The following is a 25856-nucleotide window of genomic DNA, read 5'->3' as shown; positions in this document are numbered from 1 at the left end:
TTGATTGGTATTTTTTGCCAATTCCATGAAGATTAAGAAAAGAAAAGTGGGTGGGTTGATGTTCTCTCTAATTAGGTCGGTATCGTTGCGAAACTTCAAAGGTTTTGCTGAAGAGATAAAAATTGATCTGAAGCCAATTACATTATTGTTTGGTGCTAATAGTGCAGGCAAAAGCAGCATATTACACGCCTTGCAATATGTGCGTGAAATTTTGGAACGCAATAATGCAAATGCTGATCGAACATTGCAGGGAGGCGATGCAGTTGATCTCGGTGGTTTTCTAAACCTAGTTCATGATCGTGATCGTAGTAAAAATATCGAGATTGAAATTGCTATGGTATTGGGCGAAGAGCCTATCCCAGAGTTAGTGCCAGAAGCTTTTGAAGATGGACAAACCAATGAAAGCGATGTGTGGGCTTTTTACGATCAGCTCCAGCAGGTTCGAAATCGAGTCATGGATGTTGCGGTCCGTTTTGTGATCGGGTGGAGCGAACTTCGCGAAACAGCTTTTGTGAGTGAGTACACAATCAGTGCAAATGGCCAGTGGTGCATGAGAATTATTGCCACTAATGATGGTCGTGATGCGCAAATGAATATTAATTCGCAGAATCCAATTTTTATGGTGGAAACCGAGCCAGTTAATATGGACATGCTGGCAGACCTGCTTGGATTCGAACTGCCCACAGAGGATGCTACCACCACCGCTGAGGACGGCACTAAGTTGGCAAGCATCTGGCATGACCTCACCTCAGTTATGGAGGACTACGGTATCCAGCGGCCTGGTGCAGGTTTGAGGTCTTGGCTTAAAGATTCAGAATTCCGAGGTGCACTGCCAAAGTTGGGTCAAATGCTGTACATCCCGACTCCGGATGTTAAAGGGGCAAGTGGTATTTATATTGCCCGCGAATTTACTGCCTTCTTGTCATGGTTGACGATTGGTCCAGCCATGCTGCTGCGTGAACAATTGCAGCAGATGCGATATATCGGCCCATTACGGCGCATTCCTCCGCGCGGATTTGATGTATCACTAACCAAAAATGACAATGCTTGGTCAGATGGTATGGCTGCTTGGGAAAGCTTGCTGGCTGGATCGTCGACGTTTGTTGAAGAATGCAGTGACTGGATGAGAAGCCAACAAAAGCTTGCAACAGGCTATGGGCTTGAGCGTGTTGAAATACAGGAGATGCAACTCGTTAATGGCTTGCCACATGCGGTTGGCCCAATTCGGAAGCGACTATATTTGGTCGATAATCACGAGCTCAAGCACCAACCGCAAGATGTCGGGGTTGGTATTTCACAAATTTTACCCGTGGTGGTCGCAGCCAATGATATGCATGCCAGTATTGTTTGTATCGAGCAGCCAGAATTGCACGTTCATCCTTCTGTACAAGTTGGCATCGGTGATTTACTGATTGATGGTGCCATGAAAAATGGTCTGAATTTCTTGATTGAAACCCATAGCGAGCACTTAATTTTGCGCATCTTGCGTCGCATTCGTGAGTTTGCTGAGAGTCAGCAAGATTCAAATCTGCCAGAGATACGTCCGCAAGATGTTGGAATCATTTATTTGGGTAAGAACGATGGGGTCGTTAGGGTTCACAACCTCATCATTAATGAATCAGGTGATTTTGACACGCCCTGGCCGAAAGGCTTTTTTGAAGAGCGTGGTGAGGAGCTATTCTGATGATCAAGGAGTTTGCTGTTGAGCCTGCTGCAATCGTAGATAGTTACCGGGATTTTTGCTACGTGACTGAAAAGTTTGGAATTAGTGAAGGTAGGGTGATATCGCAGTATCCAAGCAAATGGAAAAAAATGGTTTATGAAGCTGCACAGGCGCGGCACGCAGGGACAGTAGAGTACGCCAGATTTGTCGAGCGATTAAAAAATATGCCTACAGATTTGCTGATGCCATTTTCCCGCCCTGGTGGAAATGGTAACACCCCATGGGTGACTCAGGCCTTGGCCGAGCATGCACGACTTCCGTTTGATTACTTACTCACACAGGAAGTTGAAGATCTTCCTTTGGTGGTCAAAGTGTCGGATATAGATGGTGAACATGCATGCTTCACTCCCTCACGACAGCTACGTATTAGACGAGAAGCAAATGAAATGGCAGATGCTTGTAATTTGCTACTCCGCTCTGCTACACGCATAAAACTTATTGACCCATATTTTGATTTTTTGCATGAGCGATTCCGAGCCCCATTCTTTGAATTCATCGAACGACTAAGGCCAAATACAGTAGTCGAGATTTTTAGAAATGATAGTGTTGCTACTGATGAACTTCGTAGACGGGGGAGCCGATACTTGCCAGAAAGATTGCCCCGAAGCATTAGGGTTTGCATGCATGTTTGGACGCAAGACGTTATGCACAATCGCTACCTCATGAGCAATCATGGAGGGGCTATTTTTGGCGTAGGGCTTGATGCAGCCGAAGATGAGGCTGCCAGAGAAGACGAAGTCACAATAATGCAGAAGGATATTTGGCTAGCTACATGGGATAAATACAGTAATACCCAAGCAATTGCCGAGTGGATACGCACATAACATCTCCACCCTAATTGTTTGAGATATGGGCTTAAGAGAGGGTCTAAGTAATGGTGACGAAGAAGGCTCAGTTTCAGGTTGGTTCTCGGTTGGCACATTTGCTAAGCCAAGAGTATGCATCCTCAGAAAAAGCGCTAAAAGAACTGGTCGATAATGGCTGGGATGCCGATGCAGGAGTAATTCGCATTTCTTTGCCTGAACCGATGACTGATGATCCGATTGAGATTATTGATGACGGTACTGGCATGACCGAGGAAGAAGTTCGTCGGCATTATCTTGCGATTGCCGCTGATCGTCGCCTTGTTCGAGGTGAACGAACAACTGGCAAAAATCGACGAGTGAAAGGACGCAAGGGAATTGGTAAATTTGCTGGTTTAATGGCTGCTGCAGAGATGCGCCTTGAGACCAGTGCGCGTGGAGTGACTAGCAGTTTTGACCTGCGTTTGGCTGACTTGGCTTCAGTTGAAGATATCGAGAATTTGCCAATAAATATCACGACTCAAGCTTGTTCACCCGAGTTGCATGGTACACGCATTGTGTTGACAAGGTTGCATGCTGGGTTTGCTTTTCCTGACCCCAAGAAGTTTCGCCAAGTATTACTCCACGAATATGGTCGAGAATCCAGTATTACTATCTATGTTGATAATAAAGCCCTTGGTGTGGATGATGTAGATGGTAGTTATCAGGAAAGCGTGACTACAGTTCGAGGAGTCGGTGACGTCAAACTTCGTTTTTCAATTGCGGAAAACAAATCAGTGTCAAGGCAACCTGGCATTGTGATTCGTGTCGATGGAAAAGTGATTGGTAAACCATCATTTCTTGGTTTAGATGAACGGGATGATTTCCCTCAGAAACTACTGAAAAAACTATATGGTGAGATTGACGCAGACGGTTTACGTGAACATGTGACTGCTGGTTGGGACGGCATCATTGAAAATAGTGAGTTGCTGGCACAGGTCATCGAAACGGCTCAGCCGGTATTGATTCAGGCTTTTGAAGTGCGTTATCGCCGCGATATTCAACTGGCTCAAGCTCGTTTGCAAAAGACTGTAAAAGAACGCTTGTCAGCTTTGCCGCAGTTTCGCCGCGAATTTGCAGAGCGTGCAATTACCAAAGTGCTAGACCGATTTTATGGAGAGTCGCCCGATAAGGTCGAGCCTTACATCTTTGTGCTATTAGAAGCGATAGAGAACGCTGATTATGGTGTCGTACTAAAGCATCTTGCAGGGACTGATCGTAGTGATGTTGTCGCTGTGGCTGAAGCGCTTGCTGATTTTGGCCTTGCCGACATGGCGCATCTTGTCGAGCAAGCGAAAGCACGAATTGCTTTTCTCGATAATTTAGAAGCCCTGGCGTTAGATCACAAGACATTGGAAGTTCAAATGCATAAAGCAATCGAAAAAAACTTATGGATTTTTGGCTCTCAGTATAGTCTGTTCAGTTCAAACACTACCTTGAAACGCCAGTCTGCTGACTTTCTTGACAAGAAATTTCAAGGGAAGCATGCCGCAAATCGGCCAGACCTTCTGTTAAACGAGAATCTCGATGGCGCGTCTCTGTTAATTGAATTTAAGCGCCCTAGTCACCCTCTGAATCATGATGATTATCAGCAGGCGACTGGCTACAGACATGATCTGTTAAAGGTTGTTAGTAAAGCTATCGAGGTTTTGGTCATTGGTGGCCACCGTTCAGCCGATTTCCCACAATATAATTTGGAGCCGAATGTTAGAGTGCTGACATACCTTGATGTTATTGCCAGTGCCCGACGTCAAATTGATTGGCAACTTAAATCTTAAATTCCTGGTTTACGTTAAGAAAAAACCGAGACCTCATATTGGCTGTTGTTAGCGACCCATAGTGTTTCGCTGTTTCAGTGCAGGTCATAAATTTTACGTAATATATGGAATGATAATCGATACCATTATTATCTTTTGGATTATGCAGCCCTGCTCGGAAACTGCAGAATATCACCGCCAGCCTTTAATTTGTCCAGATAGTCAGCCCACCACTGCATCATTTCTGTACGCTCGGGCAAGTGTTGAGCATGATTATACGTCGCAGCTACTGTGTCTTTTTCTCCATGTGCCAATTGGCGTTCAATCGCATCACGATGCCAAAGGTGCGATTCGTTTAGTTGGGTTGAGGCTATTTTTCGGAAGCTATGACCGGTAAATTCTTCCTGGCTGTAACCCAACCTGCGTAAAGCGACGTTGATCGCTGCCTCGCTCATTGGCCGACCGTTAGTGCGCCCGCCTTCAAAAACATACTGTTTGTGCCCACTGAGTGGGTGAATCGTTCTCAGTATCTCAAGGGCTTGTCTCGACAATGGGACAATGTGCGGTGCTCTACTTTTCATTTTCGCTGCGGGGATGCGCCATTGCTTGCGCTCGAAATCAATCTCAGACCATTCAGCCTTCCTTAATTCCCCAATGCGTGTAAAGACAAGGGGTGCTAATTGAGTGGCACACTTCACTGTTAGGCTTGCTTCCAAGCTATCAATCGCACGCATTAATGCACCAATCTTTACTGGATCAGTGATTGTCGGGAAGGGGGTTGAAGTGGGGGCTTGCAATACATCCGCTTTGGCGAGTATGTCTGCAGGATTGTGCTTTGCACGTCCTGTCGCTATTGCGTACGCAAAGACTTTTCCACATGACCAACGTACCCGATGTGCCGTTTCAATAGCTCCGCGCTCTTCAATGCGCCGTAAGCACGTTAGTAGCTCTGGTGCTTCGATAGTAGAAATATCGCGTTTTCCCAGCCACGGAAAAATATCACTCTCAAGGCGATTCATGGTTCGATCCCTGTGGCTTTTGGACTTGTTTGCCATCGCCCGATCAAACCATTCACGAGCAATTACTTCGAAGCTGGAGGAGTTTACAAAATGAGTCGCTGCTTTTTTGCGATTGCGCTCTTCTATCGGGTCGAGGCTTCTGGCGAGCAACGACTTAGCCTCTTCACGTAAGCCACGAGCGATTGCCAGCGTGACTGCGGGAAACTCACCGAACGACATCAGGGTTTCGACCCCATTGGGTTTGGTGTACTTAAAGCGCCAAATCTTGGAACCGTTACTTTTGACTAAGAGGAATAATCCGCCGCCATCATACAGGCGGTAGTCTTTCTCTCTGGCCTTAGCACTAGAGCACTCTGTTGGACTTAGGGGTTTCGTTTGGCGCGCCATAAGGGTACGGCCTCGCAATTGAGTAGGGTACCTACCAAATGTACCCCTAAACGTATCCCTAAAACAATGGTATCTGGTCAGACGGTATGGGATGTTCTGGGAAATAAAAAACCCGCAAAAGCTAGGCTTTATGCGGGTTTTAGGACTTCCACGTACTTCGTGGAACGAGCAATTGGTGGAGGTGGGGGGAGTTGAACCCGCGTCCTATCTTCGTATGTGTATGATTCATAATAAAATTATTTATCAGGTTGCGATTGAGTGCCGATTAGGCCACGTTTTGATTGCCAGCCGTGTTGAATAACGCGACCGCTTTGCCGCCGGCATCGGGATTCGCATCTGGAATCCATTTTCCATAAACGCGAGCAATCATCGTCCAGTCGGAGTGGCCCATTTGCTGCGCCACCCACATTGGATGTTCGCCCGCTGATAGCATCATCGAAGCATACGTGTGCCTCGTTTGATATGGCCGGCGGTAACGCACCTTCGCGCGCCGTAGCGCTGGCGTCCACAGTGATTTCCTAATAGCTGCATCGCCTTCCCATGGCTGGTTTTTCCGTGGATCGAGGAAAACTCGGCCGGATGGATGCAGGTAGCTGTATTGCTTCTGATCATTCAGCGCAGCCAGGGCAGGGGCCAGCAGTTTCAGATCGCGTGTGCCGGCCTTGGTCTTGGTGACCTCGGGCTCTTCACTGCCTTGAGTGATTGCCCGGCTAATGCGCGCCATGCCTCGGCGCCAGTCGATATCGCCCCATTCCAAGGCCACCAGCTCGGATGTGCGCAGGCCGGTCCAGAAAGCGAATTGGATTTGGTTGCGCGCAGTGCCTTGGAGCGCGGCCAAAATATCTGCCTGCTCGGTCGTTGTGAACGGGTCAACGTCATCATTGGATTTGGGCGCTTCTTTGCGCCGGTAATTCCAGCCATACAGCGGGTTTGAATCAATCAGCTCGTCATACACCGCGTCTTGAAGCGCTGCGCGCAGAGGGCTCAGCACGTTGGCAATCCGCTTATTGCTGACGTTCGACATGCCGTCACACCAGTCGCGAAGCATTGAGCGCGACAAATCCTGCAGCTTCAATGTGCCGAACTGTGGGGTGATCGTATTGAGGATGATCTTGCGATACCCGATATAGGTCGAGTTCTTGATCAGGGGTTTTTGCCGTTCAAGCCAGCGTTGCAGATAGGCTTGAAGGTGTTCTGTGCTGCCTGGTCGTGCCGCAAATCGTGCGGCCATTTTTGAATTCGGGAACGTGACTGAGTAATCGAATGTCCCGTTTTTGATCGCGTATAGAATCGCGTCGCGATGCCGCCGCGCCGCTTCTAGATTAGCGGGGGTGGGCTTGAGCGGGATACGCTCCCGGCATTCGACGCCGTTAAAGCTGAAACTGATTTGGATACTGCTTTCGCTGGCCGGCTTAACGCCGCTTCCGCTTCGACCCATCTTTCGTATGCCTCCAGATCGACAAGTGTTTTAATCCCGCTGGGCTGCAAAACTTCCCGCCCGCGGAGCCAATAACCAGATGATACTCGCGCCCAAACCGCCTTTTCTGTATCGCCGGTGAGCTCGCAGTATTTTCCGATCAGTACGTATCGTGTTCCATGTTGCATTGAATGTCCTCTCGGTTTGATTGGGCGCTAAAAAGCCCGCGGAAGGCGGGCTAGTTTAGGTATTTGCAATTACGGGAGTCTCACAATTTATTAGCGCCCATTCGATCCAATAATCAAGCCAAATTAGCCTGCACAGTGAACCTGCATGTTTGTTTTCTTCATCAAATATTGGCTTTAATTCTGGATGTTTAGTTTTGAAGTCGATTAGCCGTTGACTAACGATTTTTTGCAAATCCTTTGTAACCAACCGAATGCCTGGATGCCCGCCAATGAGGTGGTTATCGCTATAAAAAACATCATACAGCTCGACATCCTTCAAAAAATCACTCCAAGCGCAATAGCTTGGCCAACGTTCGTTGGTGCTGTCTGTGGGTTCACCAAATGCAGGTGAGCCTTTAAGGCTTATGCCTTTTGCGCCAAAGCTAATGCATGGGCAGTCAAGCCCATCGCCCTCACTCTTAATTACTTCGAGCTCGCCAATTGTGAAGGTGTATCCCATTTTCTCAGTCCGTAAAAAAGCCCCGGCTTGCGGGGCATGGGTTATTGGGTTGGGTATTGCTTAATCTGTAAACCCGCTGGGTCGATATGCCGGCACTGGCCGCCGCTCTAGCTCGGTCACTCTTTGCTTGAGCAGCCGGATTTCGAGCAGGGCGACTACTGCGAGCAGTGCCGCAGCTAGCCCCAGTAGCAGGAGTAGGGCGGTCATCCCTTGCCCTCCACCGATTCGACTGCTTCTCGGGCTTCTTTGCATGGGTTGAACTCCACGCCATAGCAAAGAAATTCACGCTGGTTATCGTCGTGCATAAGGTACGGCTTTTCGGCCGCAATCCGTTTCAGCGTTGACAGCAGCTGGTCGCGCTGTTGCTTTACAGTATCCAGTGCAAAAACAAATTGCTCTAAATCCTCGGTTTTTATGCCTTCCACAGCATTGACCGCAGCCACAATACGGCGGGCGTTGCGACCAACAACTGACTCAGCAATTAGATGGCCTCCGTAATATTCAACCGCTTCGCTTCCTGACATTTCGTGAACTGGTGTATCAGAAACCACGCAGTTGTTTGTGCCTAGTCGCCACGGCGTTGGTGTGTGCTGTTCGCTCATGCTGCCTCCCACTGGTTTGCTTCCAGCTTTGGCTCAGTCCAGCCCTTGATCTTGCCATCTTCGCCCACACTCAGAATGATGTAGTCGCCGTAGCCATTGTCACCAATGCAAAGTAAATCGTTAGGCACATAATCGCCTTTCCACTGCAGAAACTTCTTGCGATCATCCTTTGCCAAGAAATACTGTCCAGCATCGCAGACTTTGTAGTGGATTTCTGCTGTAGTGCCACTTGGCCAATCAATGATCTGGCCATCGTCGAGCCTGATTGTGGGATTCCACGAGTCGCCATTACGGCAAGGAATCAATGCGCCATCTTCATCTTCGACACCATTGACTTCGGCATCTTCCCAGTAGCGCACTTCCGCTTCTACGATCAGGTATTTCACTTCAACTTCGGTTCTGGTCAAAACGGTAATTTCGCTCATTTCTCAATCCTCAAATCTGCGCCTGCGCGCCAATGACTTTCAGCGTGGCAGGCATGAAGAAACCGCGGGCGGTCATGTGGGCGGGGCGGTCATTGACGACTCGCCACGCATCGCCGCAGGCTGGGCATTGAAACTGCCCGCGCGGCAGCTCGCCGGTGAGCGTTTGTGTAAAGCTTTCGTGCGGGCCGGTGTGGCCGCACTTGCAGGTGATGCCGATCATGTTGCGCCGCCTTTGCTCACTTCGACCCATCTTTGCCCAAGCGTGATTTTGATATTGCTTGGCTTTGGTTTTCCGTGGCCACAATGAGGGCACCAGTACGTGCCCATACCTGGGCAGTCAGGATCTTCCTCAAAGTTATCCGGCCATTCAGATTTAGGCAGCGTTTCGGAATGGCCGATTGTTCTCCCCTTGATCATGTAGAAGCACTTGTGTGGTGCTGGCCCATAACTGGGGAAGCAGGGGTCGCCATTTGGATCGATGCAATGTTTGCAGGTCATGACTTCCCCTTGCCGGCAATCGCAGCGTTTACTTGTTGGGTGATTTGGTCGAACTTATCTGAAAGGGATTTTTTATAGTCCGGCACGACGTAATGAGTGCGGGTTGTTGTCGTCACCTTAATTCGGTTGTTGCAGTAATCAGCTGCAACTTCCAGTACGTCACTGGCGTTTACGGCCACCCCATCATTCAGTGTTATCAGCATTGCTCGCCTCCCTTGCCGGCTTGCTTGGCCGCCAGCTGGTGTTCGCATTTTTTGGTCAAGTATTCCCACTGCGTGCCAACAAGTGACTCAGGGCTACGCCACTCATAAAGGTAGCGCGATCCGCTTTTGCACCACATCCCTCTAGACGTGACCACCACACGGATTTGATAACCATGCTTCTTTGTGGTGCGAACATCGCCAATTGCAGGCTTTTTCTTTTGCTCGCTCATGATGGTTATTCGCATCACTCGCCCCCTTTGCGCAGGGCTGCGCATTCGTCGCACTGGTCTGGCGTAGCTCCACGGTTATTGCCGCAGTATGAGCTGCCGTAGCGAAGCGGTATCGCTTTGCCGCAGTATTTCGGCTCGCTGGCCGGCTGCGGGGCGGAAGCAGTTGCTAGCTTTTTGCGTCGATTAACAATGAAGTCATGCCCGGCAGTCCATGCGGTGCGCTCCCAAGAATGAGGCGCGGCTTTTCGAGTGAGTGCGCCGGTCGCGCATTCTAGTAAGTGCCATAGCTCCAGTTCTTCCAGTTGCGTTACAGATGCCGGCCCGTGCGCTTGATAAAACCCTCGATTAAAGGCGAGTTGAATATGCCGGAGAAACCAATCGGCCAGCTCATTGGAAGCCGTGGGGTGATAATTCATCCGTTCAAGTGACCGCACAATCTCATCACGGCTGTACCACGTCGGCGCTTTTGCTTGTTTCACCGGCTCCTGCGCCGGTGGCTGCGGGGCGGTGGCGAGTATGGCGCGAACACTTTCAATTTCACGATATGCTTGAGCCGGCATAGAGTCAGCGAAACTACCTAGTGTTTTATCAAGGCGATTAGCCATTTCGATGTACAGCCCATCCGGCACTTGCGCTGGTGGCTGCGGGGCGGCGACTTGATGTCTTTTCTGAGCTGCGTCATTGAACCAGCCAAAATACTTGGCCGATTCATCCCTTAGTTGCTTATTTTCTTTTTCAAGGCGAATCACCTCGCTAGCTAGATCAACAGGTGGCTGCGGGGCTGCTGGCGCAACAGCCAAAATTTTTGCCCACCATTCAAGCTCTGTTGCTTCCGGTGATGCTAGCGCACTGCGCATGTAGGAATCCGGCTCAACAGGCACAAGCTGCCACCCATCCGGCACTTGCGCAGGCTTGCCAGATTCCAGCCCCTGCACAATCGCCCGCTGCGCGTTCAGCTCGCCAACCAAGCGGCGAAGCTCGGCGGCAATTTCATAGCGGTCAAGACTCTCGGCGCGATTTTGTTCAAGGTCTTCTGCTAGTTGAATAGCTTTGCTGTTTTCGCTCATTTCACCACCTCATAAATCACTGCGTTGCGCACGGTTCTGCGGCCTGAATCCCTGATCCAGCCTTCCTTCACCGCCTTATCGATCATCGTCCGGGCTTTGTTGTAGCTATCGGTGATGGCCATCACGTTGGAGAGTTGCACCGTTGTGCGCTCGGCCAGCAGTGCTTGCAGCGGCTCTAGCCCTGATTTGCGCTCGGGTTTTTGCCAGCCAGGCAATTTGCGGAAGGTGGCCAGCTGGTTGATTTTGCTAGTGCGCTTAACTCGGCCTTCTGCCAGCCATGCGCGGGCAGCTTTCAGGCCCGTGTCGTATGACCACTCGGCGATGTCGCACAGGTCGTTGATATTGAATTCGTGCTGGACTCGCTCAAAAACTTCCTCACGGCTAATCCGCTTCTCGGGCTGAATCGGGCTTCCCAGCTTGTTGAATACTCGGCCGCGCGGCGTCTTCACCTGCCGGCCCGTTAATACGTGCATATCGATCATGGTTGCTGATCCCTGCGTGTTGTCTTTTGCCCATGAGAAACGACAGCCTGCGCTGGCGTCGGTGCATGGTGGATAGGTTTCTGGTCAGGCAGCCTTTCATGCCGCGGCTATCTCCCGTTTAGCTGGCTTGGGCTTGCGAGCTTCCCAAGCGCCGATTTGCTCGAACGCTTTCAGATCGGCGGGGATGCCGGGGGCAAGGTGCGCGATTGGCACATGCACCCCATGCGTATTGCTGAGCCGCACCCATGCCTGATCGCCGCGGCGCTGGCTGTAAACACCGTGCTGGCCAGCGTGGTGGCCAGTGGTGATCAATACCGCCGTTGGTTGGTGGAAGGTGTTCATTGTGTTTCCTTTGGCCGTAAAAAATGCCCTCATCTGAGGGCATTCAGGGGCTAGCAGGTTGAGGCTGAATTGGTCGCGGATTTAATGGCTAGTTCACAATTCGGCCGCAAGATTGATAGATGAATTCCTTGGTCATCTCAATTGCTGCAGGATGGTTGCCGATGGAGATGCTTAGGGCGATTTGCTCTAATTCGACGGGGATAGGAGAGCTTTCGCCATAAAGAACAAATGGCGTTTTGCGGTGCGGGTCTTTCACTCGGCGCATTACTTCTCTTTTCAGTGCTTCGTCGCTGATTTCCTCAAGAACTTCATCTTCATCGACGTCTACATTGATATACATCGTCAAACCTCAGGCACTAAAAAGCCCAAGGTATTAGCTTGGGCTTTGCGGTTTATTGGGGAATGTCTTGCTCGGCCATTTCGTTCAAGAAATCACTGTGCTCGGCTAGGTCTTTCCCGATTGTGCTGGGCGCGATCTCTCCGGTTTCCTGATCAATCACCGGTGCATCGTCTTCCACTACCGAGTATTCACCGGTGAGCACAGCCGCGTTGTCCTGCCTGCCGCGCTCGCCTTGCTCGTCGAGGCCTACTGCGGTTTGCATTTCGATGCTGACTGGCAGGTATTTGAACAGCCGGCGGATGACTGTCTTTTTGGCCATTTCGTCGAAGTGGCTAACCCATGGGCCGTTGCCGCTGGCCTTGCTGGTTTTGCGTACTTGTTCAACGTCATAGTTGCTCATGACTTCAAACTGCACACCGCCATCTTTCAGCTTGGCAACAGCGTATACGTGGGTCATTTTGCCGCGCTCGCCACTGGCGGGGATGTGGTGGATATCCGGCGCCAAGCCCAGCTGATAGCGGAATTCATCGTTTTGGTGAACCGTATGCGCGCTGATGCTGATGATCTGACCAGAGCGGCGGGCCAGATCAATCATGCCGCGGTAACCGATGATCAACTGCACGTTGGCAAGGCCATCTTTTGCTTTGCCGTTACCAAAGGGCAGCAGATATACATGGCCCAGCGCATTGCCAGGTTCAAGCCCGAGCTGGGCGCACTGCATGATTGAGCCAAGGAAAGATTCCTGATTGCAGGCGGCAAGGGCTGGCACTTTGCGAATCTCGGTCAGAGCAATCCGCGCCAAACGGTCTGCATTCAGGTGCTTGGGCAGGGCCAGTGCCATTTGCTGCTTGATTTTCGGGTCTGTCAGCAGGCCAGCCAGTGTTTTGGGTTTGCCTTCCGACTTTTGCACGGCTTGGGTACGACTTGCAGCGGCGTTGGCTAGGGCTTGATTTGGGTTGTTGCTCATTTCAGTTATTCCTTGATGACGAAACGGCGCGAGCCTGGTGTTTCGGTGGTGTGTTTATCAACGATTTCGCCTGTGATCTGGTAAACGTCATCCAGTCCGGCGTCTTTAAGCTCTTGCCGAATTTCGGCGATTGCTTCTTTCCAGTTGGTTTTGCTGCTGGCCTTGCTGTTTTTCCAAGTAATCAGCGTGGCGCCATCGGTATCAATGAGGCCTGATTTATCCGCGATAGCGGTTTGCAGTAGGGCTTTGAGACGGTCTTCTTCCTCGTTCAGCTGCTTCTGTTTTTCGCGGAGCAGCTTGAGCTCTGACAGGGCCACCATTTCGGCCATGCCGGCCAGCGCCATGTCTTCAGACTGGTTGCTTGGGAATAGGGCGATCGCTTCTTCTGGCGTGATTGCGGCTGGCGGCACATCCCGCAGCACGTTTTCGTTCCAAAAGATCAGGCCTGCTTCGATTAGGGTTTGAATCAGGGCTTCATCGCGAATGATGCGAATGCAGATGTAGCGCTGGCCACCGATCAAAACGGCCAAGTCCCACCATTCCGCGCCGGTAACCGCCATGTACCACTGGCATTGCGCCACATAGGCCAGCGGGGCCTTACCGTCTTCCCACTGGCTGGCCACGTAGGCCGAGGCTGTTTTACATTCCAGGCCGCCTTTGATACCAACTAGCTTGCCTTCCTTGTCCAGCCGCGCCCGGCTGCCATCGGCCACCACAGCACGATCGATATTGGCCAGCATCCAAGGGTATTGCGGGTGCTGCATCTGGCAGTTAACGCGCTGTACTTTCTCACCGGTGCGGCGCTGATACTCAGCGGCCACCGTGGCTTCCAGCTCAATGCCCCAGTAAGCGGCCTCGCTCATTTCATCGCTGCGTTGCGTTCGGCCGGTCTTTTCTAGCCAGACATCAGCGGGGGATTTCCATTTATTCACGCCAAGGATGGCGCCGATATCTGATCCGCCAATGCCTTTCAGGCGCTGGGCCAGAAACTCTTCGCGAGTCGGTGCGTTCATGATTTAGCTCCAAATGAGGCCAGCCATGCCACCAAGGCAATCGCGGCCAGACAGTAGAAAAGCGGCACAACGACCGCAAAAAAGCCCGAGGGGTTTTGCTCGGGCCGTGGGTCTTTCCAGTAGCGCATCGGGTTCATTGCAGGCGCTCCAAGATGGGTAAACCGTTTTGGAAGGTGCGGGTGTACCGATAGCCATGGCTGATGCAGTAGGCTTCGTACTCTTCCAGCGTTTCTTCGCTATCAACCAGCCATGCTTGCAGCAAATGGCTCAATGTATCGATCACTTCGTCATCTCCTGTTCGGCCCATTCGCGGGCGGTGATTTCTACTGCTAAGCGCAAGGATTCAGCGGCATGCAGATACATGCCACGGCCTAGCAAGGTGAGGGCGCTGGTGGCCAGCTGCTCGGTCTTGTGGTTCCACGACATGGCCATTTCTTCGCGGTCGCTGCGCTGCATGAACTCTTCAATGAGCGCCAGCTTGCGGTCATCTGCCGCATCAGCTTCGCCGAGGTATTCGCAGTGCTGTGCCGTTGCTGTTCCGATTGCACATAGCATGATTGATCTCCAAAAAAATCCCCGCGCCGGCGGGAACCAGGGCGGGGAACAGGGATAAATGGAGTCGCCGGAAAATCCAGCGCAGAGCCTGCGGGGTGACCGGTACACCTTCCCGGCCTTCGGATGGGTCGCTGCGGTGTTTTGCAGCTATCCGATGTTGATCTACACAACCAGACAATCTGAGGTTGCAGGCTCTGCGATGGGTTCTCATCGGCAGGAAATGGGCGCTGGCCTTAACGCCGGCCAGCAGGCGGTTTGCTGATTTCTTCCCCGGTTCGGATCAGCGGCCTACCGGTGTTGTCGATGTAGCAGGATGCAGGAGCATCGGGAAACGTTCTTCTGCAAAAACGCTTCACGATGCCAGCTTTGGGAGCTGGCCGCCTGAATCGTGTCTCAGGCTAGACGCTGGAGTCGTTACGCTCTCCAGCCAAGTCGAATCGGTATTCTCATCCCCCCGATCAGGGTTGCCACCGCAGCGTTTCAGCCTTGTTGGGGCTGGCGCTTCATCATTACCGTCATCTGCGTTTAATCCGCTGGAATCGTCCGCGTTCCGCTCGCCTTGAGCTTTCCGCTGCCGCGCATCGGGCTAGACCGGTGGTTTTGTGTCGCTGAGTTGTTAAAGAGCAGTGCACGGTGTGTTGTGCTGATGGGGTGACTATAAGACTGCTTAATATATGTGTCAAGCATGATTAATAAGAATACTTAATATTTTTGTTGGGCGAAAAAAAACCGCCCGAAGGCGGTTGTGTTGATGGTGGGGTATGTGCCGCGTTTACTGTGCGTTCAGTCTGTTTTCGCACTCCGCATACGCACGACGACCTTCTTCAGTTGTGTCGTAACCTTGCCCGCCGGCCTCATCAAAACAGAACATGACCTGAGAAAAGCTAATAGCTTGTTGAATGGATGAGAAGTAAGCCCGGCTACTTCTTGCACTACAGGCTGCCTTTAAAACTCTTTCCATTGCCGACTCAGGGTAGAGTTGTTGCTCTACCCCTTGATAGTTTTGAAATGTTGAAAGAACTAATCCATTCTTGGCACTCACAATGGCGCTGTGTAATACAACACTATCGGAGCCACACACATAGGATTCTTTAGATATTGTATATTTCGCAGTCGGGTGATCGGTCGCGCCAAGATCTTTTTTTATGGCTAAGACCCAGACAAATAGCTTATTTTTATTTAGGCTAATTTCTTTGGTGCTAAAAATGTAATCTGTTGTTTTTTCTCTAAAAATCCATCCTTCCTGTGCCCCTGCAAAAGCAGACATAAGAACAAATACCACAAAAAAAATGAATCTCATTCTAAACTTGCCCCTGCTTCTTCAATAAATTGCTTGCACCCATCAATAAATGATTCTGAGTTACCCGTGCAATCGTTCTCATCATCAATCCCTTGTTGTTCAGCCCAATCGTAGCCAGCCTGATGCCCTGAGCAATCATCTGTACATCGATAGGTTCCAAATTGTTGGGCTTGATTGGCACTTACTCCTGTCATTGGTGCTGGCGGAAGCGTTTGTACGCCCGCATCTCTATATTCATCGCGGTTTGAGTCACCGCAGCCGACAAGCACCAAGAGGAAAATCAACAAAGCCCGCCGTAGCGGGCCACAACAAGCATCCATCAAGAGCAGTAGCCGCCTTTGTGATGCGACCCAGTCCCACCGTGGGGGTGTGTGCCTTTCGGGCAGGCCATGGCAGAAGACATAGCCGACAGGCCAAAGATAATGGCAACAAGTGCGAGAACCGGTTTTTTCATAAACCACCTCTCTATAGTCGAGCGGTAATTTTAATGAAAGAAGATCGCTGGGTATATGAAAACATGCATCTGTACTGTGAACATTTAATGCAAACCATTGCGGAGCGAAATTTAGCTGATCTTGGGTGAATGGCTGGCATACAATAAGCGCGCCTTCTACGGGAAAACCCTAGTGACCGACAACATTAGCCGCATTCGGATCGACGACATTACCTTTAGCGCCGGCGCCCGGCTGCAGATTCAGTTGGCCGATGGCCGGCCTATGCGAATGCGTTGGGGCGCAGTGAACGCAGGATCGCGTTGGCCAGTAGGCCCATGGGTGATGGGCGAAGATGTGCGGGCAGGGCGTTATGGAGAAGTGACGCCAGTACGGATTTGCTGCCAAGCGATCTACAACAAGGAAGGTACTTGGTGGATCATGCCCGCAGGCATGGGCCTGCAGGGCGTCATCATCAGGAACGGCTACGACAAGCGTGTGTACCTGGTGATGTATTCGGGCGAAGAAGGGTTAGTGGTGCGCTTTGTGTAGGCAAAGAAAAACCCGCTGAGGCGGGTTTTTACTTTAATGATTAAGCTTTATTGATTGCAGAAACAATGTTCCACCAGCTGCAGTTTCCTGTAATACGTGGCCCGCAATACAAAGGCTCATCGCAGCCATACGACTTAAAGCATCTCTTAGCTTTTAGCGCGCCCTCGATAATGTATGATTTGACATCTTTGTAAACTGAATCAATATCTTGAGAGCCATTGATAACATGTAACAAGTCATCATCTTGAGCTAGTGACAAGAAGATTTCTCGAATTTGGATTAGGTCTTCCAGCTTCTCAAAATGGTTCTCTTTGCCATCTCGCAGGCGAATGCGTGAGATCGCCAAATATGGGTCAGTGTCCACCAATATTGCCGCATCAGGTATAACGGTATCTTTCCGTATTATCGCTTCGATGCTGCGATAATCAGAGGATCGAAGGCCTTGATAAGCTATTGTTGAATAGAAATAGCGATCAAGGAAAACGATCTTGCCGTCTTCAAGCGCAGGGATGATCTTGTTTGTGAGATGGTCTTGCCGATCGAGGATAAATGTTTCCAGCTCTTCGTCTGCGGTCATTCGCCCTGATAGCGCAGAAGCTCTTAGTTTTTGCCCCCACTGACCATCTGTTGGTTCTTTAGAAATGAGTACATCTTCACCGACAGCGCGTAAAGCATCGGCGATTTTGTTGATCTGCGTGGTTTTTCCAGCGCCATCAATACCGTCAAAGACGATTAAAATTCCAGGATATGCGTTCATGCGCGTAGATTAGCACACCAACCAAAGGTCGTCACATCCCACCCCCACGCCAAACCACGCGCCCGACGATCTGTAGATCATGCCCAGGTGGCACGCTGATGTCCGGGTATGCGGCTTTGTTTGGATTGTCGCCACGAAGCATCACCACGCCAAACTCCTTGGCGTAGCGCTTGATGATCAGCTCATCGTCCATCATTACTGCGTAAATCTCGCCCATGCGCGGCTGGGCCGGACTGGTATCCAGCAGCACCACATCGCCGTCTTCGATCTTGGGGCTCATGCTTTCGCCGTGTGCGTAAATGACACAGGCGTTTTGTTCGTTCAGGCCAAATTTCTTTAGCCATTCCCGTTTGAACGCCAGCCCACCGGTGACTTCGACGTGGTCATTCAAATACCCATTGCCGCAGGCTGCCCGCGCGCTGTATTGCGGGATCAGCGCGTATTCATCTTCTGATGGGGTGCGGGGGTAAGTCATCTCTGACTTACTTTCTTCACCCGAAAAGGTCATAGGGCCCTTACCAGTGGCCAGCCACTCAGGGTTCACACCTAACGCAGTTGAGGCCGCCATCAGGTACTTGCCGTTAATGGATTTACTGGCGCCGGTACACCAACCATTCACCGCGACAGTAGACACGCCAGCAGCTCTCGCGAGTGCGGACTGTGACATCTGCTTGTTAGCCAAGGCTAATTTAATCCGGTCGCTTAATAGGCTCATATAAGCGAGCTTATCAGGTACTTCTATAATCATGCTTGACCCTAATATTAAGAATGCTTATAGTTGGCTCTATGAAAAAAGAAGCCCTAATTTCCTACTTCGGGAATACAGTCAAAACTGCGCTGGCTCTTAATGTGAAGCAGCCTGCCGTGACTCAATGGCCTGACGACCTCCCGTTTTCCGTGCTTGGGCGGATTGCCTTTTATCAGCCCAAGGCTTGGCGTGACCTGATGCGCAAAGATAAGCCCGCTGAATCGCCTATTGAGGATAGCCAATGAGCAAATCATTACATATCGACCGGGCAACAGCCCGCCAGAACGAAGCGGCGCTGCTGTCGGCGATTGCCGAAGTGGGCCAGGTGAATGTGGCTGACTCGCTGGGTATTGAATCGAGCACGATCAGCAAATGGAAGGCAGAAGGGCGGTTGAATCAGTTTGCCGAGCTGCTGACGGTACTGAATTTCAAAGTCGTTGATGCGAATTCAACCGTGGCCAGCCCGGGCGACGTGGTGATCAGTGCGGATGAACTGCGCGCGATGGAAACGCTGACTGCGAAGTATCTTGATGCCAAGCGCAATGGAGCCATTCTGGTTTGCGGCCGTTGGACCTTGCCCCGTTGGTTGTCGGGCCTGTTTGTGCGGGGTGGGAAATGAATTTCTACAGTCATCACATAGGCGACTACTTAACCGCCACCGCCCACCTGACCCTGATTGAGCACGGCGCATATCGCCGCCTGCTGGATATCTACTACTCGACTGAAAAACCACTGGCCAGCGATAAGAAGCAGATATATCGCTTGGTGCTGGCCCGAGTTAAAGAAGAGCAGGCTGCGGTTGATGTGGTACTGGAAGAGTTCTTTATCGAGACAAGCGAAGGCTGGCGGCATGAGCGCTGCGAGAAAGAAATCGCTTTGTGCAATAAAAACCGAACCAACGGCGTAAAGGGCGGGAGGCCACCAAAAAACAATAAGCCAAAAGAAACCCAAGGAACAACCGAAGATCAACCGAGCGAAAACCCAGAAATAACCCAAACAAAACCCAAAAATAACCCAGACGAAACCCAAGCAGAAAGCCCCCATTACCCATTACCCAATACCCATTACCCAATACCCAACTCCGTAGAATCGTCGTCGAATACTCAGGCTGCAGTTGCGCCCGAAAAACCGAGCCCGACGACGACCCAAAGCCGCATGACCGAATTTGCTGTGCTTCTCCGAGCCAGAGGGGCGTCTGTTACCCCTGCAGACCCGACTTTTGTTGGCTGGGTGAGTGATGGAGTCACTGACGCGCAAGCGTTGCAGGCTTTGGATTTGGCGAAAGAGGCGCGAGAGGCCAAGGCGTCGAATCAGCCGATCAGCGCCAGCTACCTCGACACGATTTTGCGCAAAAGCGTGTTGTCTGCGCCAACGCAAGCCACTGCCAAAGGCCGTGACGCAGCGCGAGTGGCGGCTGCTAAGTCCATTTTTAAGCCCGAACACATTACACACCTGATGGGAGACTCTAATGAACGCGCCATCAACTGAATTTGCACAGCCCCTTGCCGCAGCTTGGGTAGAGCGGATTTTCATGCGTCTGCATGGTCGTTTTGGAAACCCATTTCTGGACAAGTTTCGGGCTGGACAAATAGCGCAAGACGGGGAGGACATCGGAGTGAAAAATGCAAAAATCGTTTGGGGCGAAGAGCTTGCCGATCTGACCGTTGACGAAATCAAGCGAGGGCTTGCTGCTCGTTACAAATTCGGAGCGCCAAACTGTGACGATTTCAAAGAGGCTTGCCGGCCGGCGCTGGTGATCGATGACGAAACCCTGTTCCATCAAGCCTGCGCCTGTGCAGTTCGCCGCAAGTATGGCGAACCTGAAGGCTGGCCGAGCAATCGCCTGTTCTGGGCTTACCAGCGCATCGGTGGTGACCTGCTGGGCGACCGAACCCGTGAGCTACGTAAACGCTTCGCGGTGGCCTACGCCGAAGCTGCGGCGGACGAGAACAAGCCCATCCCCGAAGCGAGCCGCGAGCCTGCGCTGCCAGCGCCAGGCAAGACGACGATCACGCAGGAAGAGGCCAAAAAGCGCGCTGATACGATCAAGCAGGCGGCTCAGATTGGCAAATCTACGCAGTTCACCGCTTGGGCCTATGCCATCGCGAATGATCCCGGTGCCGTTCCGACCGTGAGCCTTGAGCGGGCGATCAATGCCTTTGTGGCTTGGGGCGTCCAGATTCCGCAAAGCTTGGCTGATTTTGTGACTAGCAAAGGGCTGCAGAAACTGCTGCCACAGGAGGCAGCATGAAACCCTGCGGCCACACCCCGAAGCAATGCATTCCTGAGTGCGATGATTGCGTGCTGGATGCCATGAAGCACCGCTGCACTTCCCATGCGCGCCGTGAATGGCTGACGCAGATTCATCGCGACGATAAACAGCGTTATGAGCGCTTAACGACCGCACTGCGGGCAGCGAAGAAGAAGGAGGCTGAGCGTGAGCGAGCATGACCATCAAGTGGCTTTATTCCGCTGGGCTCAGCTGCAATCAGCTGCGGTGCCAGCATTGAAACTGATGTTTGCGATCCCCAACGGTGGGGCGCGCAACATCGTGGTGGCCGGAAAGCTCAAGGCCGAAGGCGTGAAGGCCGGTGTGCCAGACATCCTGCTGCCGATACCGCGCGGGGTGTATCACGGTCTTTTTATCGAGCTGAAGCAGCCTAAGGGCAGGGTGGCACCGCATCAGGCAGAGTGGATCGCCGAACTGGGGTTGCAGGGGTATCGCTCCGTAGTCTGCTACGGATGGGAAGATGCGAAAGATACGATCATGGGGTATTTGAATTGAAGGGGGAGGCCATGAAAGACCAGGCATTACGCCGATTTATCGTCGATACACCTTTGCCGGTGTCATTTGTGGCCCAGATGGCCGGCATGAACGCGATCCGGGCGCTAAACATCCTGCAGCAGAATGCAGAGAAATGGAGCATCAAACTCACGCGCAGCCGCATCGATGGACATAACCCAGTGTGGCTAGTGCAGAACTTGCAGCGCGATTTTCACCAGTTCCGTGGGCTGTCGTTCAGCATGCGGGCCGCCGAGATTGCGCGCGAGCAGAACATTCAGCGGATTAAGCAGATGGCCGAGCTGTGCGGGCTGTCGGCAGAGGTGACGGTGAAGAGTGATGAGTAGCAAAGCAGCCGGTTCGTTCACCCCGAAAAAAGAAGCGTTTGCGATGAAGCACCATGAATGTGGTTGCGCATCAGAGGCGTATCGCTTTGCATACAACGCAGAGAAAATGAGTGCGGCGACGATCCAACGCAAGGCGAGCGAGCTACTAAAGGACGGCTATGTTGCGGCTAGGCTGGACGAGCTGAGAGCCGCGACACGCGAAAAGCATCAGATCACGGTAGATGATCTGCTGGCCGAGTTGGAAGAGGCGCGCATTGCTGCCTTGACCGCTGTGGGCGCTACGGGCAACCCTACGCCACAAGCATCGGCTGCGGTATCGGCCACAATGGGCAAGGCCCGACTGCTGGGACTGGATAAGCAGATCATCGAACAGAAGACCACCAGCTATGTGGTCGCACCGGGTGAGGCATCTAGCCTGGAGGAATGGGCAAATGCTTAGCGCTGCTGAACTTAAAGCGATAATTGAAAGTGAATTTATGGGCAGTCTTGAGCGCAGCTATGAGCAGTTCGTCGCAGCGCATTGTGTTGTCGGCAATGGCTCAGAGAATAAGCCCAAGCCGAAGTTTCTGATTCGTACAGAAAGCGGACAGATGCTAGGCGGCTTCAGCCCGCATGGATTAACCCGCCAAGTGCAATGCTTGGCGCATGAGCTCGATAATCTCCCGATCACTTGATATTGCCTGGCGGCCGCAGGAAGGGCCGCAAACTCGCCTGATCACCTGCCCAGCTTTTGAAGTAATGTTTGGCGGTGCACGTGGCGGTGGCAAAACTGATGCCATGCTGGGTGAGTGGGCGATTCATGCTGATCGCTATGGCGAGCATGCCAAGGGCGTTTTCTTTCGTCATTCCCTGCCACAGCTTGAAGCGGCAATCGCTCGAGCAAAGCAAATCTACCTGCGCCTTGGTGCGCGCTGGAAAGAGCAGGCCAAGACGTTTATCTGGCCGAACAAGGCCACGCTCAAGTTCCGCTATCTGGCAAATGAAGATGACGCCGAAAACTACCAAGGGCATGACTACACGCGGCTTTACTTCGAGGAGCTGACCAACTGGGCTGATCCTGCCGGTATTTTCAAAGTGATGGCAACTTTGCGAAGCGGCGCGGGTGTGCCGTGTCGAATGCGGGCGACGGCTAATCCGGGTGGCCCCGGGCATCATTGGGTAAAGGCACGGTATATCGATCCGGCTCCGGCTGGCTATAAGCCGATCATCGACCCTGAGACCGGCCAGGCGCGTGTTTTCATTCCATCATTGCTTGGACAAAACAAGATTCTGATGCAAAACGACCCGAACTATGCGGCACGGCTGCGCATGTCGGGCTCTGCGGCACTGGTCAAAGCATGGCTAGAAGGGGATTGGACTGTCATCGAGGGTGCGTATTTCAGCGAATGGTCGGCAGCGCGGCATGTGGTAAAACCGTTCGCTATTCCTTCGCATTGGGCGCAGTTCCGTGCCTTTGACTGGGGTAGCGCCAAGCCCTTTTGCTGCTTGTGGTTCGCGGTTTCTGATGGCTGCCTGGCTGCAATCCCGCGCGGGGCTCTGGTGGTCTATCGCGAATGGTATGGGCAGGAAGAGGGCAAGCCCAATGTAGGGCTACGCCTGACCATGCAAGAGGTGGCGAAAGGCATTATCAAGCGCGAGCGCGGCGACAAGATCGAATTCGGTGTGGCTGACCCGGCGATTTTCACCCGCGACGGCGGCCCAAGCATTGCTGAAACGATGATGGCAGAAGGCGTGATGTGGCGGCGAGCGGATAACAAGCGTGTGGCTGGCTGGGAGCAAGTGCATCTGCGGCTTAAAGGTGACGAGGATGACGACTATCGGCCAATGCTGTACGTGTTTGATACCTGCGGCGCACTGATCCGCACCTTGCCGGCCTTGCAGCATGACAAGAACAACGCAGAGGACGTTGATAGCGATATGGAAGATCACGCGCCAGATACGCTGCGCTATGGCTGCATGGCGCGAATGCTGATCAATGAGCTGCCGGCCGATAAGAAGGGCGCCCCATCGCCCGGCTCAATCGAGTGGATTCTGTCGCGCACCAAGCAGAAAACCCAGCGATCGAAGTATCGGGCCTGATCGCATGGATTGGAATAGCTCATTGCATAGTGGGGGCTGGATTAATCCATTCCCTTTGGAGACTCACTATGCGCACCCGCAATCTGGGCCGTTTAACTGCCGTAGCAAACGGCACACCCACTGACCTGACCGTTTCACCATTCTTGGTAGGTAATCCGATCACTGTTTCCCCATCTGCAGAAGCATTTGTGGGTACTGCCCGCCTTGAAGAAGCTGATGCCGTTGGTGGCCCGTTTACTGCGCTGGCAGGCGGCACGATCACCACTGGCGCTGCGCCGTTTGAAATTGTTACGACAAAGCGCTTTCTGCGTCTGGCCTGCACCGCTTTCACCTCTGGTGCGATCTCAGCGTCTTTGTCTACTGACTAATTGGCGGTAACCATGGATCAGATGGGGCAACCACAAGCCGAACCGCTGACGCAGCTCGATCAGCTGTATCAGCACACTAAGCCGCGCGATGTTCAGCCTGACCGGCAGGATATGGCGCTGCTGAAAAAGCACCAGAAGCGCGTAAAGGAAGCCTACGACTCGACCGAGAACAGCAACCTGCGCAAGCGTTGGAAGAAAGCGCGCGAGTATGTGGGCGGCGAGGTGAACGGCGATGGTGAAAAAGGCCTGGTGCGCGTCAATCTGATCCATTCCCATTTGGCTGCGCTGCAGCCGCAGCTGTATGCCAAAAGCCCTGAGATTGGCGTAACGCCGAAGGAAGGGCTGCAAGGCACGCAGCTGGAAAGCGCGCGCAAATTCTGCGCCACACTGGAAAAGCTGCTGAATGCCGAGCTGGTCAAAGCGGCCAAGCTGAAAAAACGCGGGAAAAAGGCCGTGCGTGGGGCTCTGACCACGAACCGGTCATGGGCGAAGATCAGCTATCAGCGCGAATATGAAAACGATCCGCTGATCGAAAACCGCATGAATGACGTGCAAGACAATATTGCGCGTATTCAGCACCTTTTGAGCGAATCGCAGGAAAACGGCGAAGAGCAGCAAGAGGCACTGGCCGAGCTCAAGCTGCAGCTGCAGGCCTTGGAAAAGCAAGTTGAAGTGCAGGTATCCGAGGGCTTGGTGGTGGACATTCTGCCGGCCGATGACGTTTTCATTCTCGACTCTGGCGTGAAGGAAATCGACAGCATCGACAACGCCTGCGCCATCGCGCACCGCGTGATGATGGAGAAGGAAGAGTACGAGGCTCGTTTTAAAATCGAATGCGACGATGCGGTGGAGCACTACGCCAAGAACGGCGAGGCCGCTAGCGAAGTCAATAAGAACGGCATGGTGGTGGTGTGGGAAGTATGGGATCGCCAAAGCCAGACTGTGTACACCTTTGCCCAAGGCGCTAAAGTCTGGGCGCGTGAGCCTTATCAGCCAGTCACCATGGGCGAAACGTGGTTCCCGTTCTTCCCGCTGCAGTTTCACCGCATTGATGAGACGCTAACGCCGCCTAGCCTGGTGGATATGCTGATCGAGCTGCAGGATGAATACAACGACCGGCGCACGAATGGCGCCGAACATCGCCGCAAGAACAAGCCAGTGCGGCTGCTGAATACCAGCAGTGGGATCACCGAAGATCAGGTCAATGCGATTAACAACCGCAGCAGCTCGACGGACATCATCGGCGTGAACGCCGACCCGAATGTTCCCATGCAGAATCAGTTGGGCTCGCTACCAGAAATCCCATACAACCCGCAGATGTACGATGCGAGCGATATTTTCCGCGATATGGAGATGATCAGCGGGGCATCGGATGCTTCGCGCGGCTCGATCAATAAAGCCAAGACTGCGACCGAAGCCGAGATTATGAGTATGGGCCTGCAGTCACGTACCGGCGAAGCGCTGGACGTGGTTGAGACATGGCTGTCTGACATCGCGAACTTTGCCGCCCAGATGCTGCTGCAGGAAATGACGGCCGAGCAGGTTTCGCAAGTGATTGGCGAGCCGGCTTTCTGGCCTGAGCTGTCGAAGGAAGAGACATTCCGGCTGGCCAACATCAATATCCGCGCCGGCTCTACGGCCAAGCCGAATAAGAGCAAAGAGCGCGAGCAGTGGGGCACATTGCTGCCCACGCTCATGCAGCTGGTGCAGCAGATTGCCATGGCTGAGTCGCAAGGGAATATGGGCTTTGCGCAGGCCTTGCGCAAGCTGGGTGAGGAAACCTTGAAGCGCTACGACGAGCACATGCGCTTTGAAGAGCTACTGCCGCCGGCGCAGCAAGCCTTGCCAGTTGTGCCGCCAGACATGCAACAGCTACCAATTCAAACCAACGTGCCTGCGGCTACTAGCCCTGCGCTGATGATGCAATGAGGGGAAA

The 25856-nt window shown here is 52.4% G+C and carries 38 protein-coding genes; 16 read left to right on the top strand and 22 right to left on the bottom strand.

Features of this window, described 5'->3' with window-relative positions; genetic code table 11:
* The first annotated feature begins 25 nt into the window (after positions 1 to 25).
* The 3 genes from QV747_RS06465 to QV747_RS06455 are packed head-to-tail and all read left to right on the top strand — an operon-like array spanning position 26 to position 4343.
* Complete coding sequence (locus QV747_RS06465) at positions 26 to 1684, top strand: AAA family ATPase (protein ID WP_273430562.1); 1659 nt, start codon at positions 26 to 28, stop codon at positions 1682 to 1684.
* Positions 1684 to 2547 (top strand): hypothetical protein, encoded by an 864-nt coding sequence (locus QV747_RS06460; RefSeq protein ID WP_273430560.1) that lies wholly within the window; start codon positions 1684 to 1686, stop codon positions 2545 to 2547. Before QV747_RS06465 ends, QV747_RS06460 begins: the two co-directional genes overlap by 1 nt.
* Positions 2548 to 2597: 50 nt before the next feature.
* On the top strand, positions 2598 to 4343 hold the full coding sequence (locus QV747_RS06455; protein ID WP_273430558.1) for an ATP-binding protein: 1746 nt from the start codon (positions 2598 to 2600) through the stop codon (positions 4341 to 4343).
* Positions 4344 to 4483: 140 nt separating this feature from the next.
* On the opposite strand, the gene QV747_RS06450 is transcribed toward QV747_RS06455, so the two are convergent.
* From QV747_RS06450 to QV747_RS06355, 20 genes are all read right to left on the bottom strand, one after another.
* On the bottom strand, positions 4484 to 5728 hold the full coding sequence (locus tag QV747_RS06450) for a tyrosine-type recombinase/integrase (RefSeq protein ID WP_273430556.1): 1245 nt from the start codon (positions 5726 to 5728) through the stop codon (positions 4484 to 4486).
* A 265-nt stretch (positions 5729 to 5993) separates the two neighbouring features.
* A complete protein-coding gene (locus tag QV747_RS06445) occupies positions 5994 to 7166 on the bottom strand; it encodes a site-specific integrase (protein ID WP_273430554.1) in 1173 nt (390 codons plus the stop codon).
* Positions 7167 to 7388: 222 nt separating this feature from the next.
* Positions 7389 to 7832, bottom strand: coding sequence for a hypothetical protein (locus QV747_RS06440; RefSeq protein WP_273430552.1), 444 nt, complete (start codon positions 7830 to 7832; stop codon positions 7389 to 7391).
* 60 nt (positions 7833 to 7892) lie between these two features.
* The gene (locus QV747_RS06435; RefSeq protein ID WP_273430550.1) at positions 7893 to 8039 is read right to left on the bottom strand and encodes a hypothetical protein; all 147 of its coding nucleotides are present in this window, start codon (positions 8037 to 8039) and stop codon (positions 7893 to 7895) included.
* The gene (locus QV747_RS06430) at positions 8036 to 8434 is read right to left on the bottom strand and encodes a hypothetical protein (protein WP_273430548.1); all 399 of its coding nucleotides are present in this window, start codon (positions 8432 to 8434) and stop codon (positions 8036 to 8038) included. Before QV747_RS06430 ends, QV747_RS06435 begins: the two co-directional genes overlap by 4 nt.
* On the bottom strand, positions 8431 to 8859 hold the full coding sequence (locus QV747_RS06425) for a hypothetical protein (RefSeq protein ID WP_273430546.1): 429 nt from the start codon (positions 8857 to 8859) through the stop codon (positions 8431 to 8433). The genes QV747_RS06430 and QV747_RS06425 overlap by 4 nt, the downstream gene beginning before the upstream one ends.
* A 10-nt stretch (positions 8860 to 8869) precedes the next feature.
* Positions 8870 to 9079 (bottom strand): hypothetical protein, encoded by a 210-nt coding sequence (locus tag QV747_RS06420; protein ID WP_273430545.1) that lies wholly within the window; start codon positions 9077 to 9079, stop codon positions 8870 to 8872.
* 274 nt (positions 9080 to 9353) lie between these two features.
* Positions 9354 to 9560 (bottom strand): hypothetical protein, encoded by a 207-nt coding sequence (locus QV747_RS06415; RefSeq protein ID WP_273430543.1) that lies wholly within the window; start codon positions 9558 to 9560, stop codon positions 9354 to 9356.
* Positions 9554 to 9805 (bottom strand): hypothetical protein, encoded by a 252-nt coding sequence (locus QV747_RS06410; protein ID WP_273430541.1) that lies wholly within the window; start codon positions 9803 to 9805, stop codon positions 9554 to 9556. The genes QV747_RS06415 and QV747_RS06410 overlap by 7 nt, the downstream gene beginning before the upstream one ends.
* A complete protein-coding gene (locus tag QV747_RS06405) occupies positions 9805 to 10857 on the bottom strand; it encodes a hypothetical protein (protein ID WP_273430539.1) in 1053 nt (350 codons plus the stop codon). The genes QV747_RS06410 and QV747_RS06405 overlap by 1 nt, the downstream gene beginning before the upstream one ends.
* On the bottom strand, positions 10854 to 11339 hold the full coding sequence (locus QV747_RS06400) for a hypothetical protein (RefSeq protein WP_273430537.1): 486 nt from the start codon (positions 11337 to 11339) through the stop codon (positions 10854 to 10856). The genes QV747_RS06405 and QV747_RS06400 overlap by 4 nt, the downstream gene beginning before the upstream one ends.
* A 96-nt stretch (positions 11340 to 11435) precedes the next feature.
* Positions 11436 to 11681 carry a hypothetical protein gene (locus tag QV747_RS06395; protein WP_273430536.1) on the bottom strand — a complete coding sequence of 82 codons (246 nt, stop codon included), beginning with the start codon at positions 11679 to 11681 and terminating at the stop codon, positions 11436 to 11438.
* 88 nt (positions 11682 to 11769) lie between these two features.
* A complete protein-coding gene (locus QV747_RS06390) occupies positions 11770 to 12021 on the bottom strand; it encodes a hypothetical protein (RefSeq protein WP_273430534.1) in 252 nt (83 codons plus the stop codon).
* 52 nt (positions 12022 to 12073) lie between these two features.
* Positions 12074 to 12988, bottom strand: coding sequence for a recombination protein RecT (gene recT, locus QV747_RS06385; protein WP_273430532.1), 915 nt, complete (start codon positions 12986 to 12988; stop codon positions 12074 to 12076).
* Between the two features lie 5 nt (positions 12989 to 12993).
* Positions 12994 to 14001: a YqaJ viral recombinase family protein gene (locus QV747_RS06380; RefSeq protein WP_273430530.1), complete on the bottom strand. Its 1008-nt coding sequence runs from the start codon at positions 13999 to 14001 to the stop codon at positions 12994 to 12996.
* Positions 13998 to 14138: a hypothetical protein gene (locus tag QV747_RS06375; RefSeq protein ID WP_273430528.1), complete on the bottom strand. Its 141-nt coding sequence runs from the start codon at positions 14136 to 14138 to the stop codon at positions 13998 to 14000. Before QV747_RS06375 ends, QV747_RS06380 begins: the two co-directional genes overlap by 4 nt.
* On the bottom strand, positions 14135 to 14284 hold the full coding sequence (locus QV747_RS06370; protein ID WP_273430526.1) for a hypothetical protein: 150 nt from the start codon (positions 14282 to 14284) through the stop codon (positions 14135 to 14137). Before QV747_RS06370 ends, QV747_RS06375 begins: the two co-directional genes overlap by 4 nt.
* Positions 14281 to 14556, bottom strand: a complete 276-nt coding sequence (locus tag QV747_RS06365; protein WP_273430524.1) for a hypothetical protein — start codon at positions 14554 to 14556, stop codon at positions 14281 to 14283. Before QV747_RS06365 ends, QV747_RS06370 begins: the two co-directional genes overlap by 4 nt.
* 772 nt (positions 14557 to 15328) lie before the next feature.
* On the bottom strand, positions 15329 to 15823 hold the full coding sequence (locus tag QV747_RS06360; RefSeq protein ID WP_273430522.1) for a hypothetical protein: 495 nt from the start codon (positions 15821 to 15823) through the stop codon (positions 15329 to 15331).
* 29 nt (positions 15824 to 15852) lie between these two features.
* Positions 15853 to 16140, bottom strand: a complete 288-nt coding sequence (locus QV747_RS06355) for a hypothetical protein (protein WP_273430520.1) — start codon at positions 16138 to 16140, stop codon at positions 15853 to 15855.
* Positions 16141 to 16482: 342 nt separating this feature from the next.
* On the opposite strand from QV747_RS06355, the gene QV747_RS06350 reads away from it, so the two are divergent.
* Positions 16483 to 16839, top strand: coding sequence for a hypothetical protein (locus QV747_RS06350; RefSeq protein WP_273430518.1), 357 nt, complete (start codon positions 16483 to 16485; stop codon positions 16837 to 16839).
* Positions 16840 to 16879: 40 nt separating this feature from the next.
* On the opposite strand, the gene tmk is transcribed toward QV747_RS06350, so the two are convergent.
* A complete protein-coding gene (gene tmk / locus QV747_RS06345) occupies positions 16880 to 17596 on the bottom strand; it encodes a dTMP kinase (protein WP_288791480.1) in 717 nt (238 codons plus the stop codon).
* A 31-nt stretch (positions 17597 to 17627) separates the two neighbouring features.
* The gene (locus tag QV747_RS06340; RefSeq protein ID WP_273430609.1) at positions 17628 to 18311 is read right to left on the bottom strand and encodes an XRE family transcriptional regulator; all 684 of its coding nucleotides are present in this window, start codon (positions 18309 to 18311) and stop codon (positions 17628 to 17630) included.
* Positions 18312 to 18382: 71 nt separating this feature from the next.
* On the opposite strand from QV747_RS06340, the gene QV747_RS06335 reads away from it, so the two are divergent.
* The 12 genes from QV747_RS06335 to QV747_RS06280 all read left to right on the top strand — a co-directional run bounded on the left by QV747_RS06335 (position 18383) and on the right by QV747_RS06280 (position 25849).
* Positions 18383 to 18589 (top strand): Cro/CI family transcriptional regulator, encoded by a 207-nt coding sequence (locus QV747_RS06335; protein WP_273430515.1) that lies wholly within the window; start codon positions 18383 to 18385, stop codon positions 18587 to 18589.
* A complete protein-coding gene (locus QV747_RS06330; protein ID WP_273430512.1) occupies positions 18586 to 18963 on the top strand; it encodes a CII family transcriptional regulator in 378 nt (125 codons plus the stop codon). Before QV747_RS06335 ends, QV747_RS06330 begins: the two co-directional genes overlap by 4 nt.
* A complete protein-coding gene (locus QV747_RS06325; protein WP_273430510.1) occupies positions 18960 to 19832 on the top strand; it encodes a YdaU family protein in 873 nt (290 codons plus the stop codon). Before QV747_RS06330 ends, QV747_RS06325 begins: the two co-directional genes overlap by 4 nt.
* Positions 19813 to 20595, top strand: coding sequence for a hypothetical protein (locus tag QV747_RS06320; RefSeq protein WP_273430508.1), 783 nt, complete (start codon positions 19813 to 19815; stop codon positions 20593 to 20595). Before QV747_RS06325 ends, QV747_RS06320 begins: the two co-directional genes overlap by 20 nt.
* Positions 20592 to 20795 (top strand): hypothetical protein, encoded by a 204-nt coding sequence (locus tag QV747_RS06315; RefSeq protein WP_273430506.1) that lies wholly within the window; start codon positions 20592 to 20594, stop codon positions 20793 to 20795. The genes QV747_RS06320 and QV747_RS06315 overlap by 4 nt, the downstream gene beginning before the upstream one ends.
* The gene (locus tag QV747_RS06310) at positions 20782 to 21129 is read left to right on the top strand and encodes a VRR-NUC domain-containing protein (protein WP_273430504.1); all 348 of its coding nucleotides are present in this window, start codon (positions 20782 to 20784) and stop codon (positions 21127 to 21129) included. The genes QV747_RS06315 and QV747_RS06310 overlap by 14 nt, the downstream gene beginning before the upstream one ends.
* 11 nt (positions 21130 to 21140) lie before the next feature.
* Entirely contained in the window at positions 21141 to 21473 is a 333-nt protein-coding gene (locus QV747_RS06305) for a hypothetical protein (RefSeq protein ID WP_273430503.1), read from the top strand.
* Positions 21466 to 21912 (top strand): terminase small subunit, encoded by a 447-nt coding sequence (locus QV747_RS06300; protein ID WP_273430501.1) that lies wholly within the window; start codon positions 21466 to 21468, stop codon positions 21910 to 21912. Before QV747_RS06305 ends, QV747_RS06300 begins: the two co-directional genes overlap by 8 nt.
* The gene (locus QV747_RS06295; protein WP_273430499.1) at positions 21905 to 22147 is read left to right on the top strand and encodes a hypothetical protein; all 243 of its coding nucleotides are present in this window, start codon (positions 21905 to 21907) and stop codon (positions 22145 to 22147) included. The genes QV747_RS06300 and QV747_RS06295 overlap by 8 nt, the downstream gene beginning before the upstream one ends.
* Positions 22119 to 23552: a terminase large subunit domain-containing protein gene (locus QV747_RS06290; RefSeq protein WP_273430497.1), complete on the top strand. Its 1434-nt coding sequence runs from the start codon at positions 22119 to 22121 to the stop codon at positions 23550 to 23552. The genes QV747_RS06295 and QV747_RS06290 overlap by 29 nt, the downstream gene beginning before the upstream one ends.
* A gap of 68 nt (positions 23553 to 23620) precedes the next feature.
* Entirely contained in the window at positions 23621 to 23920 is a 300-nt protein-coding gene (locus QV747_RS06285; RefSeq protein WP_273430495.1) for a hypothetical protein, read from the top strand.
* A 12-nt stretch (positions 23921 to 23932) separates the two neighbouring features.
* Positions 23933 to 25849 carry a hypothetical protein gene (locus QV747_RS06280; RefSeq protein ID WP_273430493.1) on the top strand — a complete coding sequence of 639 codons (1917 nt, stop codon included), beginning with the start codon at positions 23933 to 23935 and terminating at the stop codon, positions 25847 to 25849.
* The last annotated feature ends 7 nt before the right edge of the window (positions 25850 to 25856 follow it).

The sequence above is a fragment of the uncultured Chitinibacter sp. genome (assembly GCF_945957625.1).
Lineage (GTDB): Bacteria > Pseudomonadota > Gammaproteobacteria > Burkholderiales > Chitinibacteraceae > Chitinibacter > Chitinibacter tainanensis.
This window is presented reverse-complemented; position numbering and strand designations above follow the sequence as displayed.

What these genes read in the sequence shown, in the direction of transcription:
- recT (WP_273430532.1), bottom strand. Translation starts at nt 12,988, where the DNA reads ATGAGCAACAACCCAAATCAAGCCCTAGCCAACGCCGCTGCAAGTCGT.
- QV747_RS06405 (WP_273430539.1), bottom strand. Translation starts at nt 10,857, where the DNA reads ATGAGCGAAAACAGCAAAGCTATTCAACTAGCAGAAGACCTTGAACAA.
- QV747_RS06365 (WP_273430524.1), bottom strand. Translation starts at nt 14,556, where the DNA reads ATGCTATGTGCAATCGGAACAGCAACGGCACAGCACTGCGAATACCTC.
- QV747_RS06380 (WP_273430530.1), bottom strand. Translation starts at nt 14,001, where the DNA reads ATGAACGCACCGACTCGCGAAGAGTTTCTGGCCCAGCGCCTGAAAGGC.
- QV747_RS06450 (WP_273430556.1), bottom strand. Translation starts at nt 5,728, where the DNA reads ATGGCGCGCCAAACGAAACCCCTAAGTCCAACAGAGTGCTCTAGTGCT.
- QV747_RS06445 (WP_273430554.1), bottom strand. Translation starts at nt 7,166, where the DNA reads ATGGGTCGAAGCGGAAGCGGCGTTAAGCCGGCCAGCGAAAGCAGTATC.
- QV747_RS06340 (WP_273430609.1), bottom strand. Translation starts at nt 18,311, where the DNA reads ATGAGCCTATTAAGCGACCGGATTAAATTAGCCTTGGCTAACAAGCAG.
- QV747_RS06360 (WP_273430522.1), bottom strand. Translation starts at nt 15,823, where the DNA reads ATGTCTGCTTTTGCAGGGGCACAGGAAGGATGGATTTTTAGAGAAAAA.
- QV747_RS06420 (WP_273430545.1), bottom strand. Translation starts at nt 9,079, where the DNA reads ATGATCGGCATCACCTGCAAGTGCGGCCACACCGGCCCGCACGAAAGC.
- QV747_RS06410 (WP_273430541.1), bottom strand. Translation starts at nt 9,805, where the DNA reads ATGCGAATAACCATCATGAGCGAGCAAAAGAAAAAGCCTGCAATTGGC.
- QV747_RS06290 (WP_273430497.1), top strand. Translation starts at nt 22,119, where the DNA reads ATGAGCTCGATAATCTCCCGATCACTTGATATTGCCTGGCGGCCGCAG.
- QV747_RS06460 (WP_273430560.1), top strand. Translation starts at nt 1,684, where the DNA reads ATGATCAAGGAGTTTGCTGTTGAGCCTGCTGCAATCGTAGATAGTTAC.
- QV747_RS06440 (WP_273430552.1), bottom strand. Translation starts at nt 7,832, where the DNA reads ATGGGATACACCTTCACAATTGGCGAGCTCGAAGTAATTAAGAGTGAG.
- QV747_RS06395 (WP_273430536.1), bottom strand. Translation starts at nt 11,681, where the DNA reads ATGAACACCTTCCACCAACCAACGGCGGTATTGATCACCACTGGCCAC.
- QV747_RS06325 (WP_273430510.1), top strand. Translation starts at nt 18,960, where the DNA reads ATGAATTTCTACAGTCATCACATAGGCGACTACTTAACCGCCACCGCC.
- QV747_RS06295 (WP_273430499.1), top strand. Translation starts at nt 21,905, where the DNA reads ATGCTTAGCGCTGCTGAACTTAAAGCGATAATTGAAAGTGAATTTATG.
- tmk (WP_288791480.1), bottom strand. Translation starts at nt 17,596, where the DNA reads ATGAACGCATATCCTGGAATTTTAATCGTCTTTGACGGTATTGATGGC.
- QV747_RS06430 (WP_273430548.1), bottom strand. Translation starts at nt 8,434, where the DNA reads ATGAGCGAACAGCACACACCAACGCCGTGGCGACTAGGCACAAACAAC.
- QV747_RS06400 (WP_273430537.1), bottom strand. Translation starts at nt 11,339, where the DNA reads ATGATCGATATGCACGTATTAACGGGCCGGCAGGTGAAGACGCCGCGC.
- QV747_RS06285 (WP_273430495.1), top strand. Translation starts at nt 23,621, where the DNA reads ATGCGCACCCGCAATCTGGGCCGTTTAACTGCCGTAGCAAACGGCACA.
- QV747_RS06455 (WP_273430558.1), top strand. Translation starts at nt 2,598, where the DNA reads ATGGTGACGAAGAAGGCTCAGTTTCAGGTTGGTTCTCGGTTGGCACAT.
- QV747_RS06280 (WP_273430493.1), top strand. Translation starts at nt 23,933, where the DNA reads ATGGATCAGATGGGGCAACCACAAGCCGAACCGCTGACGCAGCTCGAT.
- QV747_RS06300 (WP_273430501.1), top strand. Translation starts at nt 21,466, where the DNA reads ATGAGTAGCAAAGCAGCCGGTTCGTTCACCCCGAAAAAAGAAGCGTTT.
- QV747_RS06330 (WP_273430512.1), top strand. Translation starts at nt 18,586, where the DNA reads ATGAGCAAATCATTACATATCGACCGGGCAACAGCCCGCCAGAACGAA.
- QV747_RS06435 (WP_273430550.1), bottom strand. Translation starts at nt 8,039, where the DNA reads ATGACCGCCCTACTCCTGCTACTGGGGCTAGCTGCGGCACTGCTCGCA.
- QV747_RS06375 (WP_273430528.1), bottom strand. Translation starts at nt 14,138, where the DNA reads ATGAACCCGATGCGCTACTGGAAAGACCCACGGCCCGAGCAAAACCCC.
- QV747_RS06335 (WP_273430515.1), top strand. Translation starts at nt 18,383, where the DNA reads ATGAAAAAAGAAGCCCTAATTTCCTACTTCGGGAATACAGTCAAAACT.
- QV747_RS06320 (WP_273430508.1), top strand. Translation starts at nt 19,813, where the DNA reads ATGAACGCGCCATCAACTGAATTTGCACAGCCCCTTGCCGCAGCTTGG.
- QV747_RS06315 (WP_273430506.1), top strand. Translation starts at nt 20,592, where the DNA reads ATGAAACCCTGCGGCCACACCCCGAAGCAATGCATTCCTGAGTGCGAT.
- QV747_RS06305 (WP_273430503.1), top strand. Translation starts at nt 21,141, where the DNA reads ATGAAAGACCAGGCATTACGCCGATTTATCGTCGATACACCTTTGCCG.
- QV747_RS06425 (WP_273430546.1), bottom strand. Translation starts at nt 8,859, where the DNA reads ATGAGCGAAATTACCGTTTTGACCAGAACCGAAGTTGAAGTGAAATAC.
- QV747_RS06415 (WP_273430543.1), bottom strand. Translation starts at nt 9,560, where the DNA reads ATGCTGATAACACTGAATGATGGGGTGGCCGTAAACGCCAGTGACGTA.
- QV747_RS06465 (WP_273430562.1), top strand. Translation starts at nt 26, where the DNA reads ATGAAGATTAAGAAAAGAAAAGTGGGTGGGTTGATGTTCTCTCTAATT.
- QV747_RS06390 (WP_273430534.1), bottom strand. Translation starts at nt 12,021, where the DNA reads ATGTATATCAATGTAGACGTCGATGAAGATGAAGTTCTTGAGGAAATC.